Here is a 15113-nt window from a genome sequence, read left to right on the forward strand (position 1 = left end):
CATGATAAGCCGGCTGATTGTAATTCAGAGTACGAGGTGGTGATGTGGAGTGTTCGGGTAGAACCCCTATGCTCCCTGTGGGCTAGGCGACAGGTCTCGGTGCCTGAAGGAGCCTGGGCTTACTTGAATGTGTCTTTGCATGCGGGGGGCAACACCTTTGCTCAGGCAATGCCGAACAGTTTCACGCACTCTATAGATACGTCAAACCCCGGATTGACCGGGGTTTGGGTTTGGTTTAACAGCCTTAAGGCAATCTAGACGTTGAAGCGGAAGTGCATCACGTCGCCATCCTTGACGATGTAATCCTTGCCTTCCAGGCGCCATTTGCCGGCTTCCTTGGCTCCGGCCTCGCCCTTGTAGGCGATGAAGTCGTCGTAGGCTACCACTTCGGCGCGGATGAAGCCTTTCTCGAAGTCGGTGTGGATTACGGCGGCGGCCTGCGGGGCGGTGGCGCCTACACGCACGGTCCAGGCGCGTACTTCCTTCACCCCGGCAGTGAAGTAGGTCTGCAGGTTGAGCAGGGCGTAACCGGCGCGGATCACGCGGTTCAGGCCCGGCTCTTCCATGCCCATGGTCTCAAGGAACATCTGCATCTCTTCAGGATCGTCCAGCTCGGCGATTTCCGCCTCGATCTTGTTGCACACCGGCACCACGATGGCGCCTTCTTCCTCGGCGATGGCCTTGACCACGTCCAGGTGCGGGTTGTTCTCGAAGCCATCCTCGGCGACGTTGGCGATGTACATCACCGGCTTGGTGGTTAGCAGATGGAAACTGCGGGCCAACTTCTTCTCCTCGTCGCCGAGGTTCTTGAGCAGGCTGCGCGCCGGCTTGCCTTCGGTCAGATGTGGAATGAGCTTTTCCAACAGGTTTTTCTGTGCCACGGCTTCCTTGTCGCCGCCCTTGGCGGTACGGGCAACGCGCTGCAGTTGCTTCTCGCAGCTGTCGAGGTCGGCCATGATCAGCTCAAGGTCGATGATTTCGATGTCGCGCTTGGGGTCGACACTGTTGGCCACGTGGATGACGTTGTCGTCCTCGAAGCAGCGCACCACGTGGGCGATGGCGTCGGTCTCGCGGATGTTGGCGAGGAACTTGTTGCCCAGGCCCTCACCCTTGGAGGCGCCCGCTACCAGGCCGGCGATATCGACGAATTCCATGGTGGTGGGAATGACCCGCTCGGGCTTGACGATTTCGGCCAGTGCATCCAGGCGGGGATCCGGCATCGGCACGATGCCGCTGTTCGGCTCGATGGTGCAGAAGGGGAAGTTTTCCGCTGCGATGCCGGATTTGGTCAGGGCATTGAACAGGGTGGACTTGCCGACGTTGGGCAGGCCTACGATGCCGCAGTTGAATCCCATGGTGTTATCCCTCGCGCCAAAGGCGATGAAAAGTTATCGGGTAGCTTTCTGGCTATGCAGCTTGCGCATGGCCACGGTCCAGTCACCGGCCAGGATTTCCGGAGTTACATCCAGAGCGAAGCCGATGCTGGTGTCGAGCAGTTCCTGTTCGCTACGCGGTGCACGGCCCAGTACGTAACCGGAAACCAGGCTGGCGTGGCCAGGGTGGCCGATGCCCAGGCGCAGGCGGTGGAAGCTGTTCTGGTTGCCGAGCTGGGCGATGATGTCGCGCAGGCCGTTGTGCCCGCCATGACCGCCGCCCTGTTTAAGCTTGGCGACGCCCGGGGGCATGTCGAGTTCGTCGTGGGCCACCAGGATTTCTTCAGGCTTGATCTTGAAGAAGTTGGCCAGCGCCGCCACGGCCTGGCCGCTGCGGTTCATGTAGGTGGTGGGGATGAGCAGACGAACATCGCGTCCCTGATGGCTGAACTTGCCCACCAGGCCGAAATACTTGCGATCGATACTGAGGTTGACGCCCCGGCTGGCAGCCAGGCGCTCAACGAAAAGGGCCCCTGCATTATGCCGGGTCTGGTCGTATTCGGGGCCTGGGTTGCCAAGGCCAACGATCAGTTGTACGGCGGTCATACGGGAGCCCTTCTCTGGAAATGACCCGGCGTGATCGTCTGCCGGGTCGTATCCGTTGCAGCCGGAGGATTACTCGGCAGCGCCTTCTTCGCTAGCCTGCACGCGGGAGGCCTTGACGTTGGCAACCACCAGGTCGTTGCCATGAGCCAGGGCAACCAGCTCGACACCGGCCGGCAGGGTCAGGTCGGACAGGTGGATGTTCTGGCCGACTTCCAGGTTGGCGACGTCAACATCAATGAAGTCAGGCAGGTCCTTCGGCAGGCAGGAAACCTCCAGCTCCGGGGTAACGCGGTAGACTTCACCACCCTGCTGCTTGACGCCAATGCAGGTTTCTTCGTTCAGGTAGCGAACGGCAACATGGGCAGTCAGCTTCTGGCCGGCAACCACGCGCTGGAAGTCAGCGTGCAGAACGAAGCCTTTGGATGGATGACGTTGCAGAGCTTTGATAACCACGCTCTCGGTAGTGCCGGCTACGTTCAGGGTGATAACGCTGCTGAAGAAAGCGTCATTTTCCAGAGCCTTGACCAGTTGGTTGTTCAGCAGGCTGATGGATTGCGGGGCCTTGTCGCCACCGTAGATTACGGCAGGAACCAGGTTGGCGTTACGACGCAGGCGGCGGCTCGCACCTTTCCCCAGGTCGGAACGCACTTCGGCATTCAGGGTAAAGTCAGTCATTTCATTTCTCCAAAATAACCAAACCGCCTTCACGCTTGCGACCAGCGTTGGGCGGTGTGGCAAAAAGCCCCGCTCATGGCGGGGCCGTGTTTATCAGGCCCGTTCCGACTAGCGGAACATGGCGCTGATGGATTCTTCGTTGCTGATGCGGCGAACGGCTTCAGCCACTACCGGAGCGATGTCCAGCTGGCGAATGCGCGAGCAGGACTGGGCTGCAGCGGACAGCGGGATGGTGTTGGTCACCACCAGCTCGTCCAGGCTGGAATTCTCGATGTTTTCGATGGCGCGGCCGGACAGCACCGGGTGGGTGCAGTAGGCATAGACCTTCTCGGCGCCACGATCCTTCAGTGCCTTTGCCGCATGGCACAGGGTGCCGGCGGTGTCGACCATGTCGTCGACAAGGATGCAGGTACGGCCTTCAACGTCACCGATGATGTGCATCACTTCAGACTGGTTGGCCTTTTCGCGACGTTTGTCGATGATCGCCAGATCGACGCCGAGGCTCTTGGCAACGGCACGGGCGCGAACCACGCCACCGATGTCCGGAGAGACGATCATCAGGTTTTCGAAACGTTGATCCTCGATGTCATCGACCAGCACCGGGGAACCATAGATGTTGTCTACCGGGATGTCGAAGAAACCCTGGATCTGGTCGGCGTGCAGGTCGACGGTGAGCACTCGGTCGATACCGACGTTGGCCAGCATGTCGGCCACGACCTTGGCGCTGATTGCCACGCGAGCGGAGCGCGGACGGCGATCCTGGCGGGCATAGCCGAAGTAGGGGACAACAGCGGTGATACGGGTAGCCGAGGAGCGACGGAAGGCGTCGGCCATCACTACCAGTTCCATCAGGTTATCGTTGGTGGGTGCACAGGTCGGCTGGATCAGGAAAACGTCTTTTCCGCGAACGTTTTCATTGATCTCAATCATGATTTCGCCGTCGGAGAATTTCCCGACTGAGGCGTCGCCGAGGGGGATGTGCAGCTGACGAACGATCCGTCGCGCCAGATCGGGGTTTGCATTCCCCGTGAAGACCATCATCTTGGACACGCGCAGTACCTGCCGGCAGGGCTATACCTGGATGGGTATGGAAAATGGCAGGGGCGGCTGGATTCGAACCAACGCATGGCAGGATCAAAACCTGCTGCCTTACCGCTTGGCGACGCCCCTGTAGTCTGTGTCGAACACCCCTGATGCGGTTTGACGAAGCCTCTCTGTGAGAGGTTATGGCAGGGGCGGCTGGATTCGAACCAACGCATGGCAGGATCAAAACCTGCTGCCTTACCGCTTGGCGACGCCCCTGTATCGTATAACCGAATGCTGAGCATTCACTTCTTGGCCCGTGCCTGAAGCTTTCGGTGCAGCATCGAGATGTTGCGACCTTGAGCTACGAAGCTCGGTAGAGAGCCTGGAAGTTGGCGGGCGACTTTATCAGCATCGGCCCGATTTGGGAAGCTCCCAAATATGCAAGCTCCAGTGCCGGTTAATCTAGCCGAAACAAATTTGTTCAACAAGATCAAAGCGTTATGAACTTCTGGATAACGCTTCTCGACTACCGGCTGGCAGTCGTTTCGACCACCCCCCTCAAGAAGGCTGCGAACTTTAATAGGCGGAGTATCGCGTGTCAACTCGGGGTCGCTGAAAATTTCTGCCGTGCTGACAAAGACTTGCGGTACTGCTACGAGAAACCAGGGTTCCTCCAGAGTGACCGGTTGCAGGCGCTCGCCGACGCCTTCGGCGAAGGCTGCGCGGCCGCGCACGAATACCGGCACGTCGGCCCCCAGACGCAGGCCCAGTTCGGCCAGGCGATCTTCGCCGAGCCGGGTGTCCCACAGATGATCGAGGCCGACCAGAGTAGTGGCGGCATCGGAGCTGCCACCACCGATGCCGCCACCCATGGGCAGGCGCTTGTCCAGCCAGATATCGGCGCCAAGGCGAGTGCCGCTGGCTTCTTGCAGGCTGCGGGCGGCACGCACGATCAGGTTGCTGTCGTGAGGAACTCCGGGAACTGCGCTGTGTAGCCTGATTTGGCCATCCTGACGCACGGCAAAGCCGAGTTCGTCGCCGTGGTCGAGGAACTGGAACAGGGTCTGCAGCTCGTGATAGCCGTCTTCACGGCGACCGAGGATGTGCAGCATCAGGTTGAGCTTGGCCGGGGCGGGCAGGATCAGTTCGGCGTCGGCGGTAATGGCGGTCATGGTGGAGTCTGCAGGAGGGTGGCAGGCCTGGCGCGTGTACTCCGGCCAGGCAGGGTAGCTGTCTTGTGGTATCTACTGTCCGAGCTGGCGTGGTTGCCAGTCCTTGAGCACCAGGGTGATTTCCAGGTCGGCGCCCTGGAGCTTCAGACGCTCGGGAAGGACGTAGCCGTTTTGCTCGGTGTAGCGCAGGTAGTCGACTTGCCAGCCGTCCTGTTCCAGTCGGGCCAGGCGGCTGTCGCCATCGAGGCTGATGCGGCTGTGGCTGTCTGGTGCCGGCAGACCGCGAATCCACCACAGCAGATTCGACACCGGCAACTCCAGACGCAATTGCTCTTGCAGCAGGGCCTCCGGCGATTCGGCCTGGAAACGGCCACGGTTGGCCACTTCCAGTAGGATGTTGCCGGGGCGGCCGGTCAGGCGCGCTGCGCCGCCGCCCAGCGGGCCGGACAGGCGGATGTCATAGTAGTCTTGGCGTTGCAGCCAGAACAGCGTGGCGCTGCCGGAGTCGCGTGGGGCGCGAATACCGATCTTGCCGCTGATCTGCCAGCCGTCGAGTTGGCTGATGAGCTGCTTGTGGCTTTGCCAGAGCCTGGCATCGCCCTGGCCTTGTAGCGATTCACGGGGCGTCAGGCCGCTGCAGCCGGCGAGCAGGACGAGCAGGCTTAAAGCGAGGAAGAATCGCAGCATCAGGGCCTCTCGGAACCGGTCAGGCGCAACAGAGTGTCACGCAGGATGGGGCTGTCAGGTGTCTCGCTCAGAGCGCTGCGCCAGATGCTGCGGGCTTCACGCTGTCGTCCCTGGGCCCACAGTACCTCGCCGAGGTGGGCGGCGATTTCGTGATCCGGATAGAGAGACAGGGCCTGGCGCAGCAGGCGTTCGGCTTTGTCGAGGTTGCCCAGGCGATAGTTGATCCAGCCGAGACTGTCTAGGATCGCCGGATCTTCCGGGCTGAGAGCGTAGGCCTTTTCGATTAGTTCGAGGGCCTCGGCGTGGCGTGGGGTGCGATCCGCCAGGGTGTAGCCGAGGGCGTTGAGTGCCATGGCGTGCTCCGGCTCACGTCCGATGATGTAACGCAGGTCGCTCTCCAGCTGCTCCAGATCGTCGCGCTTTTCGGCCAGCATGGCGCGGGTGTAGAGCAGGTTGAGGTCGTCCGGGTACTGTTCCAGCCCTTGGGCTACGGTCTGCCAGGCGGCGTCCACCCGGCCGCTGTTACTCAGGCCTTCGGCCTCAATCAGGTAGAGCTGGATGGCGTAGTCCGGCTGGTTGTCGCGGGCCTGAGCGAGCAGGGCGCTGGCTTCTTCGCTGCGGTCCTGGTCAAACAGCAATTGTGCACGGCGTTGCTGCGCCGGCAGGTATTCGTTGCTCGGTCCGACCCGGGCATATTCCTGCAGGGCGCTGTCGGTCTCTCCCTGCTCCTCGTAGGCGCGGCCCAGATTGTAGTGAGCGGCATCGACATGGCTGCGCCGTTCTACCAGCTCCTCCAGATAAACGATGGCTTCCTGCCAGGCTTCGGCTTCCAGGCACACCAGAGCCAGGGAGAAGCGCAGGTCGTCGTCATTGGGGTTCTCGTAGACCAGCTTGGAGAACTCGCCTTTGGCCTCGTCGAGACGATCCTGTTCGACCAGCTGGCGCGCATAGGTCAGGCGCAGTCGCTTGTCGTCCGGATGCAGCCGGACACCTTTTTGCAGCAGTGGCAGGGCCTCGTTACCTCGACCGAGGCTGTGCAGCAGTCGGGCACGCAGCAGGATCGGTGAGACTTCGGTCTGGCTGGATGGTTGATCCTCAAGCAGCTTCAGTGCCTCTTCGGTGCGACCGTCCTGTTGCAGCAGGATCGCCTTGCCGAACAGAAGCTGACTGTTATCCGGATATTTGGACAGCAGGCGGTCGAAGCCTTGCAACAGGCCGGTGCGGGTATCCGGGTCGGTTTCCGCTGCCGAAAGGGCGAGGAAGTCGAAGTGGGTGTTGCCCTGGCGCTGCAGCACGGTCTCCATGTAACGCATGGATTCGTCGTAGCGGCCAGCACGGGCCAGTTGCACGGCAGCTGCACGTTGCGCGTCTATCACCGTCGGTGCGGTATCGGCCCAAATCAGCGCCGTTTCCAGGGCGGCCTGTTCGGCGCCGAGGTATTCGGCAATGCGGAAGGCCCGCTCGGCAACGCCCGGGTCACGGGTTGCCTGCGCCTGGGTCACGTAGTTGTCAAGGGCAATGTCGAAGCGGTTGCGCTGCCCGGCCAGTTCGGCAGTCAGCAGGTCGAACAGGGTTTCCTGGCTGAACGAGCCGTAGCTGGTCGGCTCTGTGGTGGAGCTTTGCTGGGCTTCCTGTACAGGGGGAGTGCCATCCTGATCGACGGGGGCGAAAGTTTGGCAACCGCCGAGGAGGGCGAGTGCGCTGAGCAACGCAAGGGTTCTGTTCATAGTGTCTAGTCGTGCGTGATTTCGGGGCTGCTGCGCTATCGCCGCAAGCCCTGCAGCCGTCGCGGCATCATGACACAAGCCTTGGGGCAAGCCCACTGGGCCGGCGATGAAGCCGGCTGTCTATTGGGACAATCGGTCGCGGGAGTTGTTCTCTCCGGAGCGAAGTAGGACAATTGCCGGCTTCCGTATTGCCTCCTCAGCGACTCTGCATGGCCTTTATCGCCCTTGGGATCAACCACAAGACCGCCTCGGTAGAGGTGCGTGAGCGCGTTGCTTTCACACCCGAGCAACTGGTCGATGCGTTGCGCCAGCTATGCCGGCTTACGCCCAGTCGCGAGGCTGCCATTCTTTCCACCTGCAATCGCAGCGAGCTGTACCTGGAGCAGGAGCAGCTAAGCAGTGAGGAAGTTTTGCAATGGCTGGCCGATTATCACCGCCTGAGTCTCGATGAGCTGCGTGCCTGCGCCTATGTGCACAGCGAGCAGGACGCGGTGCGTCACATGATGCGCGTAGCCTGCGGGCTGGACTCAATGGTGCTGGGCGAGCCGCAGATTCTCGGTCAGCTCAAGTCGGCCTATGCCGTGGCGCGCGAGGCCGGCACTGTCGGTCCTCTGCTTGGGCGTCTGTTCCAGGCGACCTTCAGTACGGCCAAGACTGTGCGCACCGACACGGCCATTGGCGAGAACCCGGTTTCCGTGGCCTTTTCCGCGGTCAGTCTGGCCAAGCAGATTTTCGCTGACCTGCACCGCAGCCAGGCGCTGCTGATCGGCGCCGGTGAGACCATCAGCCTGGTGGCGCGTCACCTGCATGACCAGGGCGTCAAGCGCATAGTCGTCGCCAACCGAACCCTGGAGCGTGCCAGCCAGTTGGCCGAGGAATTCGGCGCGCATGCCGTGCTGCTGTCGGACATTCCGGATGAGCTGGTCAACAGCGATATCGTTATCAGCTCCACGGCCAGCCAGTTGCCAATTCTCGGCAAGGGTGCAGTGGAGCGGGCGCTGAAGAAGCGCAAGCACAAGCCGATCTTCATGGTCGATATTGCCGTGCCGCGTGATATCGAGCCGCAGGTGGGCGATCTGGATGACGTCTACCTCTATACGGTCGATGATTTGCATGAGGTCATCGAGGAAAACCTCAAGAGTCGTCAGGGCGCGGCGCAGGCCGCCGAGGAGCTGGTAGCCGCCGGCACCGAGGAGTTCATGCAGCGCCTGCGCGAGCTGGCGGCGGTGGACGTGCTCAAGGCCTACCGGCAGCAGGCCGAGCGCCTGCGTGACGAGGAACTGGCCAAGGCCCGGCGGCTGCTGGCCAATGGCGGCAATCCCGACGAGGTACTGGCGCAGCTGGCCCGAGGCCTGACTAACAAGCTGCTGCACGCGCCCAGCGTGCGCATGAAGAAACTTACCGCCGACGGGCGCCTCGATGCGCTCAGCTTGGCTCAGGAACTGTTCGCCCTCGACGAGGGCGTGTCGCCCAGCAAGGGGCCCCGATGAAAGCTTCACTGCTGAAAAAACTGGACAACCTCAGCGACCGCTTCGAGGAGCTGACGGCGCTGCTCGGCGATGCCGAGGTGATCTCCCGGCAAAGCGAGTTTCGTGCCTATTCCAAGGAGTACGCTGAAATCGAGCCGGTGATCGCAACCTTCCGTGAGTTGCGCAAGGTGCAGGACGATCTCGAAGGCGCTCAGGCGCTACTCAAGGACAGCGATCCGGATCTGCGCGCCATGGCCGAGGAAGAGGTCGAGCAGGCCCGCACTGCACTGGTCGACCTGGAAGACCGTCTGCAGCGCATGCTGCTGCCGAAGGATCCCAACGATAGCCGCAACGTCTATCTGGAAGTACGCGCCGGTACTGGTGGTGATGAGGCGGCGATCTTCTCCGGTGATCTGTTCCGTATGTACTCGCGTTATGCCGAGAAGCAGGGCTGGCGAGTCGAGATTCTATCGGCCAGTGAAGGCGAGCATGGCGGTTACAAGGAGGTGATTGCCCGGGTGGAGGGTGACAACGTCTATGCCAAGCTCAAGTTCGAGTCCGGCGCCCATCGTGTTCAGCGTGTACCGGAAACCGAGTCGCAAGGACGTATCCATACTTCCGCCTGTACCGTGGCAGTGCTGCCGGAACCGGACGAGCAGGCCGCCATCGAGATCAATCCGGCGGATCTGCGCATCGACACCTTCCGCAGCTCTGGTGCCGGTGGGCAGCACGTCAATACCACCGACTCGGCGATCCGTATTACCCACATTCCCACCGGCACCGTGGTCGAGTGCCAGGAAGAACGTTCGCAGCACAAGAACCGCGCCAAGGCCATGGCCTGGCTTGCGGCCCGCCTGCAGGATCAGCAGGAGGCCGCCGCGCACCGGGAGATGTCCGAGACGCGCAGACTGCTGGTGGGGTCGGGGGATCGCTCAGAGCGCATTCGTACCTACAATTTCCCGCAGGGGCGCGTGACCGACCACCGCATCAACCTGACCCTGTACTCGTTGAATGAGGTGATGGCTGGCGGGATCGACGCTGTGATCGAGCCGCTGCTGGCCGAATACCAGGCTGACCAGTTGGCGGCACTGGGCGACTGATGGCCGGCGTCTGCCTTGCTGGGCAGGCTCTGTAGTGCTCCGCCGGGATGTTTCACCGAGCTTGCGTTCGCCGCAGCGCTGCTGCCTGACCACCCTTTGAGAACACCATGGCTACCATCGAATCTCTGCTCGCCAGTGCCGACCTGCCCGACTCGCCCACCCCGCGCCTGGACGTCGAGCTGCTGCTGGCTGACGCTCTGGGCAAGCCGCGCAGTTACCTGCGTACCTGGCCGGAGCGTGAGCCGGACGCTACGCAGTTGGCTGTCTTCCAGGCGAGTCTGGCACGTCGCCGTGCCGGTGAGCCGGTGGCCTATATCCTCGGTCACCAGGGGTTCTGGAACCTGGAGCTGGAAGTGGCGCCGCATACCCTGATCCCCAGGCCGGACACCGAGCTGCTGGTGGAAACCGCCCTGGCGCTGTTGCCGGCCACGCCCCGTGCGCTGCTGGATCTGGGAACCGGTACCGGGGCGATCGCTCTGGCACTGGCCAGTGAAAGGCCTGCCTGGCTGCTTACCGGGGTGGATCGGATCGAACAGGCCGTGCTGCTGGCCGAGCGCAATCGCCAGCGTCTTGGCCTGGACAATGTCCTTTTCAGCCTGAGCCACTGGTTTTCGGCACTGGAAGGGCGGCGTTATGACGCGATATTGAGCAATCCGCCCTATATCCGTGCCGACGACTGCCACCTGACGCAAGGTGATGTGCGTTTCGAACCCGGTAGTGCACTGGTGGCGGGTGAGGACGGGCTCGACGACCTGCGGGCAATCATCAGCGAGGCGCCAGCGCATCTTGAAGCGGGCGGCTGGCTGTTGCTGGAGCATGGTTTCGATCAGGCCGAGACGGTACGTACGCTACTGGCGGCCCGGGGCTTTGCCGAAGTACACAGCCGGCGTGACCTGGCCGGTCATGAGCGCATCAGTCTGGGACGTTACGACCATGAGTGAAGACATGCTTAACGACGAGGAATTGCTGCGCTACAGCCGGCAGATTCTGCTGAAACAGATCGATATCGATGGGCAAATGCGCCTGCGCCAGGGGCGCGTACTGATTGTCGGCATGGGCGGACTGGGCTCGCCTGTGGCGCTGTACCTGGCTGCGGCCGGGGTCGGCGAGTTGCATCTGGCGGATTTCGATACGGTCGATCTGACCAACCTGCAGCGACAGATCCTGCATGACACGACCAGCGTTGGCCAGGCCAAGGTGGATTCGGCCATGGCTCGGCTGACCGCGCTCAACCCTCACGTCCGTCTGTTTGCGCATCGCCAGGCGCTGGATGCCGACTCACTGGCGGCCGCTGTGCAGGCGGTGGATCTGGTGATCGACTGCTGCGACAACTTCACCACTCGCGAGGCGGTAAACCGCGCCTGTGTCGAGGCCGGCCTGCCGCTGGTGTCCGGAGCGGCGATCCGTCTGGAGGGCCAGCTCTCGGTGTTCGATTCGCGCAAGGCGGACAGCCCCTGTTACCACTGCCTGTATGGCCATGGCAGTGAAGCGGAGCTGACCTGCAGCGAGGCCGGTGTCGCCGGGCCGCTGGTCGGGCTGGTGGGCAGTCTGCAGGCTCTGGAGGCAATGAAACTGCTGGCCGGTTTTGGCGAGCCCATGGTGGGCCGCCTGCTGCTGATCGATGCGCTGGGTTCACGGTTTCGCGAACTGCGAGTGCGGCGTGACCCGGACTGTGCCGTGTGTGGCGATGCCCAGTAACGCGCCGGTCGGGGTCTTCGACTCGGGGGTCGGCGGGCTCTCCGTACTGCGTGAGATCCGCCAGCTGCTGCCGGCGGAGTCGCTGCTGTATGTTGCCGACAGTGGCCACGTGCCCTATGGCGAGAAAAGCGCCGAGTATATCCGCGCCCGTTGCCAACTGATTTCCGAGCACCTGTTGGAGCAGGGCGCCAAGGCTCTGGTGCTGGCGTGCAATACCGCGACTGCCGCTGCGGCTGCAGAGTTGCGCGAACGTTATCCGAGCCTGCCCATCGTCGGCATGGAGCCTGCGGTGAAGCCTGCCGCGGCAGCCACGCGCAGTGGCGTGGTCGGCGTGCTGGCGACCACTGGTACGCTGAAGAGTGCCCGATTCGCCGCTCTGCTCGATCGCTTCGCCAGTGACGTGCGGGTGGTGACCCAGCCTTGTCCCGGGTTGGTGGAGTGCATCGAGGCGGGAGAGCTACAGGCACCAGCCACCCGCGCACTGCTGCTGCGCTATGTGGAACCGCTGCTGACCGAGGGTTGCGACACGTTGATCCTGGGCTGCACTCACTATCCCTTTCTGCGGCCGTTGCTGGCGACACTGGTTCCCAGCTCGGTGCGCCTGATCGATACTGGCGCTGCGGTTGCCCGTCAGCTGCAGCGGTTGCTGGAGCGCCATGGCCTGCTGGCCGCAGGGCCAGCACAGCCAACCCGCTACTGGAGCAGTGGTGACGCCCGCCGTTTTGCCGACGTGCTGCCGTTGCTGCTGGGTGATTCGGCAAATGTTCTTTCGTTATAGTAGGCGGGCATGTTCAGTGTTCTGCAATGGCTATAATCGCCCCGTGAGTCAATAAGACCTTTCCATAGAAGGAATAACTTATGAAGAAGTTGTTTGCCTTGGTTACTGCCGCATCCGTGTCACTGGTTATGGCCGGAACTGTGCAGGCCGCAGATGTCAGCGTGGCAATCGGTCAGAGTGGCGACTCCACTATGGTCTATCGTCTGGGGGCGCAGTGGGATTGGAGCAGCAGTTGGTTGCAGAGTGACCTGGGGCGACTGACCGGCTACTGGGATCTGGGCTACACCTACTGGGACGGTGACAAAACAGCTAGTAACCACAGCCTGTCGTTTGCTCCGGTATTCGTTTACGAGTTCTCTGGTCAGACCGTCAAACCCTATATCGAGGCAGGCATTGGCGTGGCAGCATTTTCCAGCACCGAGCTGGAAGACAACCGTCTGGGTTCGTCCTTCCAGTTTGAAGATCGTTTCGGTGTCGGCCTGCGCTTTGCCGGCCAGGAAATCGGTCTGCGTGCCATCCACTATTCCAACGCCGGCCTGAAGAAACCCAACGATGGTGTAGAGGCCTATACCGTGCATTACCGCATGAATTTCTAAACAGCTCTCGACGAAGCAGTGGCAAGAACCGCTCAGATCATCGGGTCCCAGCGCTGCGACCAGTCGGTGCCTTCGGCGATGATCTGGCGCAGCAGGTCGAACGACTGCTGCAGCACCGCCGAATCACGCTCGCGGGAATACACCAGATAGGTCGGGTAGCTGAACTCGGGCGCACGGGGCACGCGCTTGAGCACCTTCTTGTCCAGGTAGCTCTGCACCACCCGCGTGCGGAAGTAGCCGGAGCCGCCATGTTCGAGGATGTACTGCAGGGCCAGCGGCCCGAGGTTGAAGGACACCGCTGCCTTGGCCTTGTCAGGTAGCGCGCTGTCGTGCTGCAGGCGAAACGCCTCGCCCCAGTCGATGTACACGTAGGGTTCCGGATTCTTCGCCCGCACCAGGATCAGCTTTTCCTCGAGCAACTGCTCCACCTGCATGCCCGGCCAGTAGTGCGGCTGATACACCAGGGCGGCATCCAGTACGCCCAGTTCCAGCTGGCGCAGCAGCTCCTGGCCAGCGGCGATGTGGGTGTGTACGGCGTACTGGTCGATATGGGTGCGGATACGGCTGACCCAGCGCAGCATCAGCGGGTTGCACAGGCTGACTTCGCCGCCGATGTGGATGACGTTGTGATAGCCCTCCGGCAGAGGCAGGTCGCGCTGCGCCGCCTCCCAGGTCTGCAGTATCTGGTTGGCGTAGGCGACGAAGGCTTCGCCGTCGGCCGTCAGCCTGGCCCCGGCACGGTTGCGTACGAACAGCGTGCAGCCCAGGTGGGCTTCGAGTTTCTGGACGCGAGCGGTGACGGCCGTCTGGGTAACGTGCAGGCGTTCGGCGGCAGCAATGAAACTGCCGCTGCGAACGATTTCCAGAAAGGTGCGGGTCAGATCGATGTCCATGTCGTGGCGGGCTCAGCAATCGGGCAGACAAGCAGTGTAAGGGTTGCTACCGCGGGCGTCATGAGTTCACGCAATCACTCGAAGTGGGCCAGCAGCTCTCTTTGCAACGCCGCAATCACGTCCGTCTGGGTGATGACGCCCACCAGCTTCTCGTTCTCCAGTACCGGCAGGCAGTGCAGGCCACGGTCGGACAGCACGCCGATCAGCTCGACCACGTGCGTGTCGACGTCGGTGCAGCGTACCGGGCTGGTCATCAGATCGCCCAGGCGCGGACGGGGCCGCCGCCTGAACAGGCCGATGCGCTTTGGCAGACGGCGGTGCAGCGGGGAGATCAGGTCGCTGAGGCTGACGATGCCGACCAGTTTGCGGTTGTGATCGAGGATCGGCAGCGCCTTGAGATGGTGATGACGCAGCAGGTGCAGGCCCTGCTTGATGCTGGTGCCTGGTGTGGCGCAGATCAGGTCGCGTGACATGACCTGGCCGGCGCGGATGTCGCCCATGTGCCGGCGCAGCGCGTAGCGTTCGGTGCTTTTCACAATCATGGCGAGGTCTTCGCGCGTCACGTCGACAAAGGCGCCGAGTTCATCGAGCGCCTGATCGAGGTCGGTGTCGCGAATGCCCACGCGTTCGCCGGGCACCGGGTCGCGGGTGTGGTGAGTACCGGCCGGCGGTGTGGTCTGGCGCGGGTAGCGCATGCCGGTGAGGTTGTTGTAGATCAGCGCGCTGCCAAGCAGGCCCAGTGCCGCGGTCACCACCGTCAGGGCCGGGTACCAGACCGCTATGCCCGGCGCTGACGGCGCGAACACCATGCAGAAGGCGATGGCACCGCCCGGTGGATGCAGGCAACGCAGCGGACACATCAGCAAAAGACTCAGCGCTATCGCCAGAGCAGCGCCGGGCAGGCTGTGACCGATCAGCTGGCCGGCCAGTACGCCGACCAGCGTTGCACACAGATAGCTGCCAACAATCGACCAGGGCTGCGCCAGTGCGCCGGAAGAGACGGCGAACAGCAGTACCGCCGAGGCGGCCAGCGGGCCGGAGAAGTGCACGGCCAACTGCGGGCCGAACAGCTGGCTGCACAGCCAGGTGGTGAAGACGAAACCCAGGCTGGCGCCGAGTGCCGCGCGCAGCCATTCCCGAGGGCGCGTGTGCGGGGCGTCGGGGAGAAAGGCGATGCACCATTGGTGCAGGCGTGATGATGTGTTCATGGTATCCGGTAAAAAAAGAGGGCTCCTCACTGCTGAAAAGCCCGTAGGGTGCCGCAAGCGGCACGTCGGGACGCCCGTCCCTGGGCGAGGAACGTCAGGCGAGCA

15 protein-coding genes and 2 tRNA genes are annotated in these 15113 nt (G+C 62.5%); 6 read left to right on the top strand and 11 right to left on the bottom strand.

Going from position 1 to position 15113, the window contains the following annotated elements; all coding sequences use genetic code 11:
• Positions 1–254: 254 nt before the first annotated feature.
• The 9 genes from ychF to NCCP436_RS02450 form a co-directional block, all read right to left on the bottom strand.
• On the bottom strand, positions 255–1355 hold the full coding sequence (gene ychF / locus NCCP436_RS02410) for a redox-regulated ATPase YchF (protein WP_220802201.1): 1101 nt from the start codon (positions 1353–1355) through the stop codon (positions 255–257).
• A gap of 33 nt (positions 1356–1388) precedes the next feature.
• The gene (gene pth, locus NCCP436_RS02415) at positions 1389–1979 is read right to left on the bottom strand and encodes an aminoacyl-tRNA hydrolase (RefSeq protein ID WP_220802202.1); all 591 of its coding nucleotides are present in this window, start codon (positions 1977–1979) and stop codon (positions 1389–1391) included.
• 69 nt (positions 1980–2048) lie between these two features.
• Positions 2049–2654, bottom strand: a complete 606-nt coding sequence (locus NCCP436_RS02420; RefSeq protein WP_220802203.1) for a 50S ribosomal protein L25/general stress protein Ctc — start codon at positions 2652–2654, stop codon at positions 2049–2051.
• A 108-nt stretch (positions 2655–2762) separates the two neighbouring features.
• Complete coding sequence (locus NCCP436_RS02425; RefSeq protein WP_220802204.1) at positions 2763–3704, bottom strand: ribose-phosphate pyrophosphokinase; 942 nt, start codon at positions 3702–3704, stop codon at positions 2763–2765.
• Between the two features lie 45 nt (positions 3705–3749).
• Positions 3750–3824: transfer RNA gene (locus NCCP436_RS02430), tRNA-Gln, on the bottom strand.
• 57 nt (positions 3825–3881) lie between these two features.
• Positions 3882–3956: transfer RNA gene (locus NCCP436_RS02435), tRNA-Gln, on the bottom strand.
• Between the two features lie 26 nt (positions 3957–3982).
• Positions 3983–4852 (bottom strand): 4-(cytidine 5'-diphospho)-2-C-methyl-D-erythritol kinase, encoded by an 870-nt coding sequence (gene ispE, locus NCCP436_RS02440; RefSeq protein WP_220802205.1) that lies wholly within the window; start codon positions 4850–4852, stop codon positions 3983–3985.
• 72 nt (positions 4853–4924) lie between these two features.
• A complete protein-coding gene (gene lolB, locus NCCP436_RS02445) occupies positions 4925–5539 on the bottom strand; it encodes a lipoprotein insertase outer membrane protein LolB (protein WP_220802206.1) in 615 nt (204 codons plus the stop codon).
• Positions 5539–7266 (bottom strand): tetratricopeptide repeat protein, encoded by a 1728-nt coding sequence (locus NCCP436_RS02450; RefSeq protein ID WP_220802207.1) that lies wholly within the window; start codon positions 7264–7266, stop codon positions 5539–5541. Before NCCP436_RS02450 ends, lolB begins: the two co-directional genes overlap by 1 nt.
• Positions 7267–7475: 209 nt before the next feature.
• Here NCCP436_RS02450 and hemA point away from each other — a divergent pair, with 209 nt between their 5' ends.
• The 6 genes from hemA (at position 7476) to NCCP436_RS02480 (ending at position 12907) form a co-directional block, all read left to right on the top strand.
• Positions 7476–8756: a glutamyl-tRNA reductase gene (hemA, locus tag NCCP436_RS02455; protein WP_220802208.1), complete on the top strand. Its 1281-nt coding sequence runs from the start codon at positions 7476–7478 to the stop codon at positions 8754–8756.
• Positions 8753–9835, top strand: coding sequence for a peptide chain release factor 1 (prfA, locus tag NCCP436_RS02460; protein WP_220802209.1), 1083 nt, complete (start codon positions 8753–8755; stop codon positions 9833–9835). Before hemA ends, prfA begins: the two co-directional genes overlap by 4 nt.
• A 107-nt stretch (positions 9836–9942) precedes the next feature.
• Positions 9943–10776 carry a peptide chain release factor N(5)-glutamine methyltransferase gene (gene prmC, locus NCCP436_RS02465; RefSeq protein ID WP_220802210.1) on the top strand — a complete coding sequence of 278 codons (834 nt, stop codon included), beginning with the start codon at positions 9943–9945 and terminating at the stop codon, positions 10774–10776.
• A gap of 4 nt (positions 10777–10780) precedes the next feature.
• Positions 10781–11533: a molybdopterin-synthase adenylyltransferase MoeB gene (locus tag NCCP436_RS02470; protein ID WP_220802495.1), complete on the top strand. Its 753-nt coding sequence runs from the start codon at positions 10781–10783 to the stop codon at positions 11531–11533.
• Positions 11523–12311 carry a glutamate racemase gene (gene murI / locus NCCP436_RS02475; protein WP_220802211.1) on the top strand — a complete coding sequence of 263 codons (789 nt, stop codon included), beginning with the start codon at positions 11523–11525 and terminating at the stop codon, positions 12309–12311. The genes NCCP436_RS02470 and murI overlap by 11 nt, the downstream gene beginning before the upstream one ends.
• Positions 12312–12391: 80 nt before the next feature.
• Positions 12392–12907 carry an acyloxyacyl hydrolase gene (locus NCCP436_RS02480; protein ID WP_220802212.1) on the top strand — a complete coding sequence of 172 codons (516 nt, stop codon included), beginning with the start codon at positions 12392–12394 and terminating at the stop codon, positions 12905–12907.
• 32 nt (positions 12908–12939) lie between these two features.
• Here the strand turns inward: NCCP436_RS02480 and NCCP436_RS02485 are convergent, their stop codons facing one another.
• Together NCCP436_RS02485 and NCCP436_RS02490 are read right to left on the bottom strand one after the other, a co-directional pair.
• Positions 12940–13800, bottom strand: coding sequence for a LysR family transcriptional regulator (locus tag NCCP436_RS02485; protein ID WP_220802213.1), 861 nt, complete (start codon positions 13798–13800; stop codon positions 12940–12942).
• Between the two features lie 74 nt (positions 13801–13874).
• On the bottom strand, positions 13875–15008 hold the full coding sequence (locus NCCP436_RS02490; protein ID WP_220802214.1) for an HPP family protein: 1134 nt from the start codon (positions 15006–15008) through the stop codon (positions 13875–13877).
• Between the last annotated feature and the right edge of the window lie 105 nt (positions 15009–15113).

It is taken from the genome of Pseudomonas sp. NCCP-436, assembly GCF_019656335.1.
Lineage (GTDB): Bacteria > Pseudomonadota > Gammaproteobacteria > Pseudomonadales > Pseudomonadaceae > Aquipseudomonas.

Coding starts and splice junctions, on each gene's coding strand:
- prfA (WP_220802209.1), top strand. CDS start 8,753: ATGAAAGCTTCACTGCTGAAAAAACTGGACAACCTCAGCGACCGCTTC.
- prmC (WP_220802210.1), top strand. CDS start 9,943: ATGGCTACCATCGAATCTCTGCTCGCCAGTGCCGACCTGCCCGACTCG.
- ispE (WP_220802205.1), bottom strand. CDS start 4,852: ATGACCGCCATTACCGCCGACGCCGAACTGATCCTGCCCGCCCCGGCC.
- lolB (WP_220802206.1), bottom strand. CDS start 5,539: ATGCTGCGATTCTTCCTCGCTTTAAGCCTGCTCGTCCTGCTCGCCGGC.
- hemA (WP_220802208.1), top strand. CDS start 7,476: ATGGCCTTTATCGCCCTTGGGATCAACCACAAGACCGCCTCGGTAGAG.
- NCCP436_RS02490 (WP_220802214.1), bottom strand. CDS start 15,008: ATGAACACATCATCACGCCTGCACCAATGGTGCATCGCCTTTCTCCCC.
- NCCP436_RS02450 (WP_220802207.1), bottom strand. CDS start 7,266: ATGAACAGAACCCTTGCGTTGCTCAGCGCACTCGCCCTCCTCGGCGGT.
- murI (WP_220802211.1), top strand. CDS start 11,523: ATGCCCAGTAACGCGCCGGTCGGGGTCTTCGACTCGGGGGTCGGCGGG.
- pth (WP_220802202.1), bottom strand. CDS start 1,979: ATGACCGCCGTACAACTGATCGTTGGCCTTGGCAACCCAGGCCCCGAA.
- NCCP436_RS02420 (WP_220802203.1), bottom strand. CDS start 2,654: ATGACTGACTTTACCCTGAATGCCGAAGTGCGTTCCGACCTGGGGAAA.
- NCCP436_RS02485 (WP_220802213.1), bottom strand. CDS start 13,800: ATGGACATCGATCTGACCCGCACCTTTCTGGAAATCGTTCGCAGCGGC.
- ychF (WP_220802201.1), bottom strand. CDS start 1,355: ATGGGATTCAACTGCGGCATCGTAGGCCTGCCCAACGTCGGCAAGTCC.
- NCCP436_RS02470 (WP_220802495.1), top strand. CDS start 10,781: ATGCTTAACGACGAGGAATTGCTGCGCTACAGCCGGCAGATTCTGCTG.
- NCCP436_RS02480 (WP_220802212.1), top strand. CDS start 12,392: ATGAAGAAGTTGTTTGCCTTGGTTACTGCCGCATCCGTGTCACTGGTT.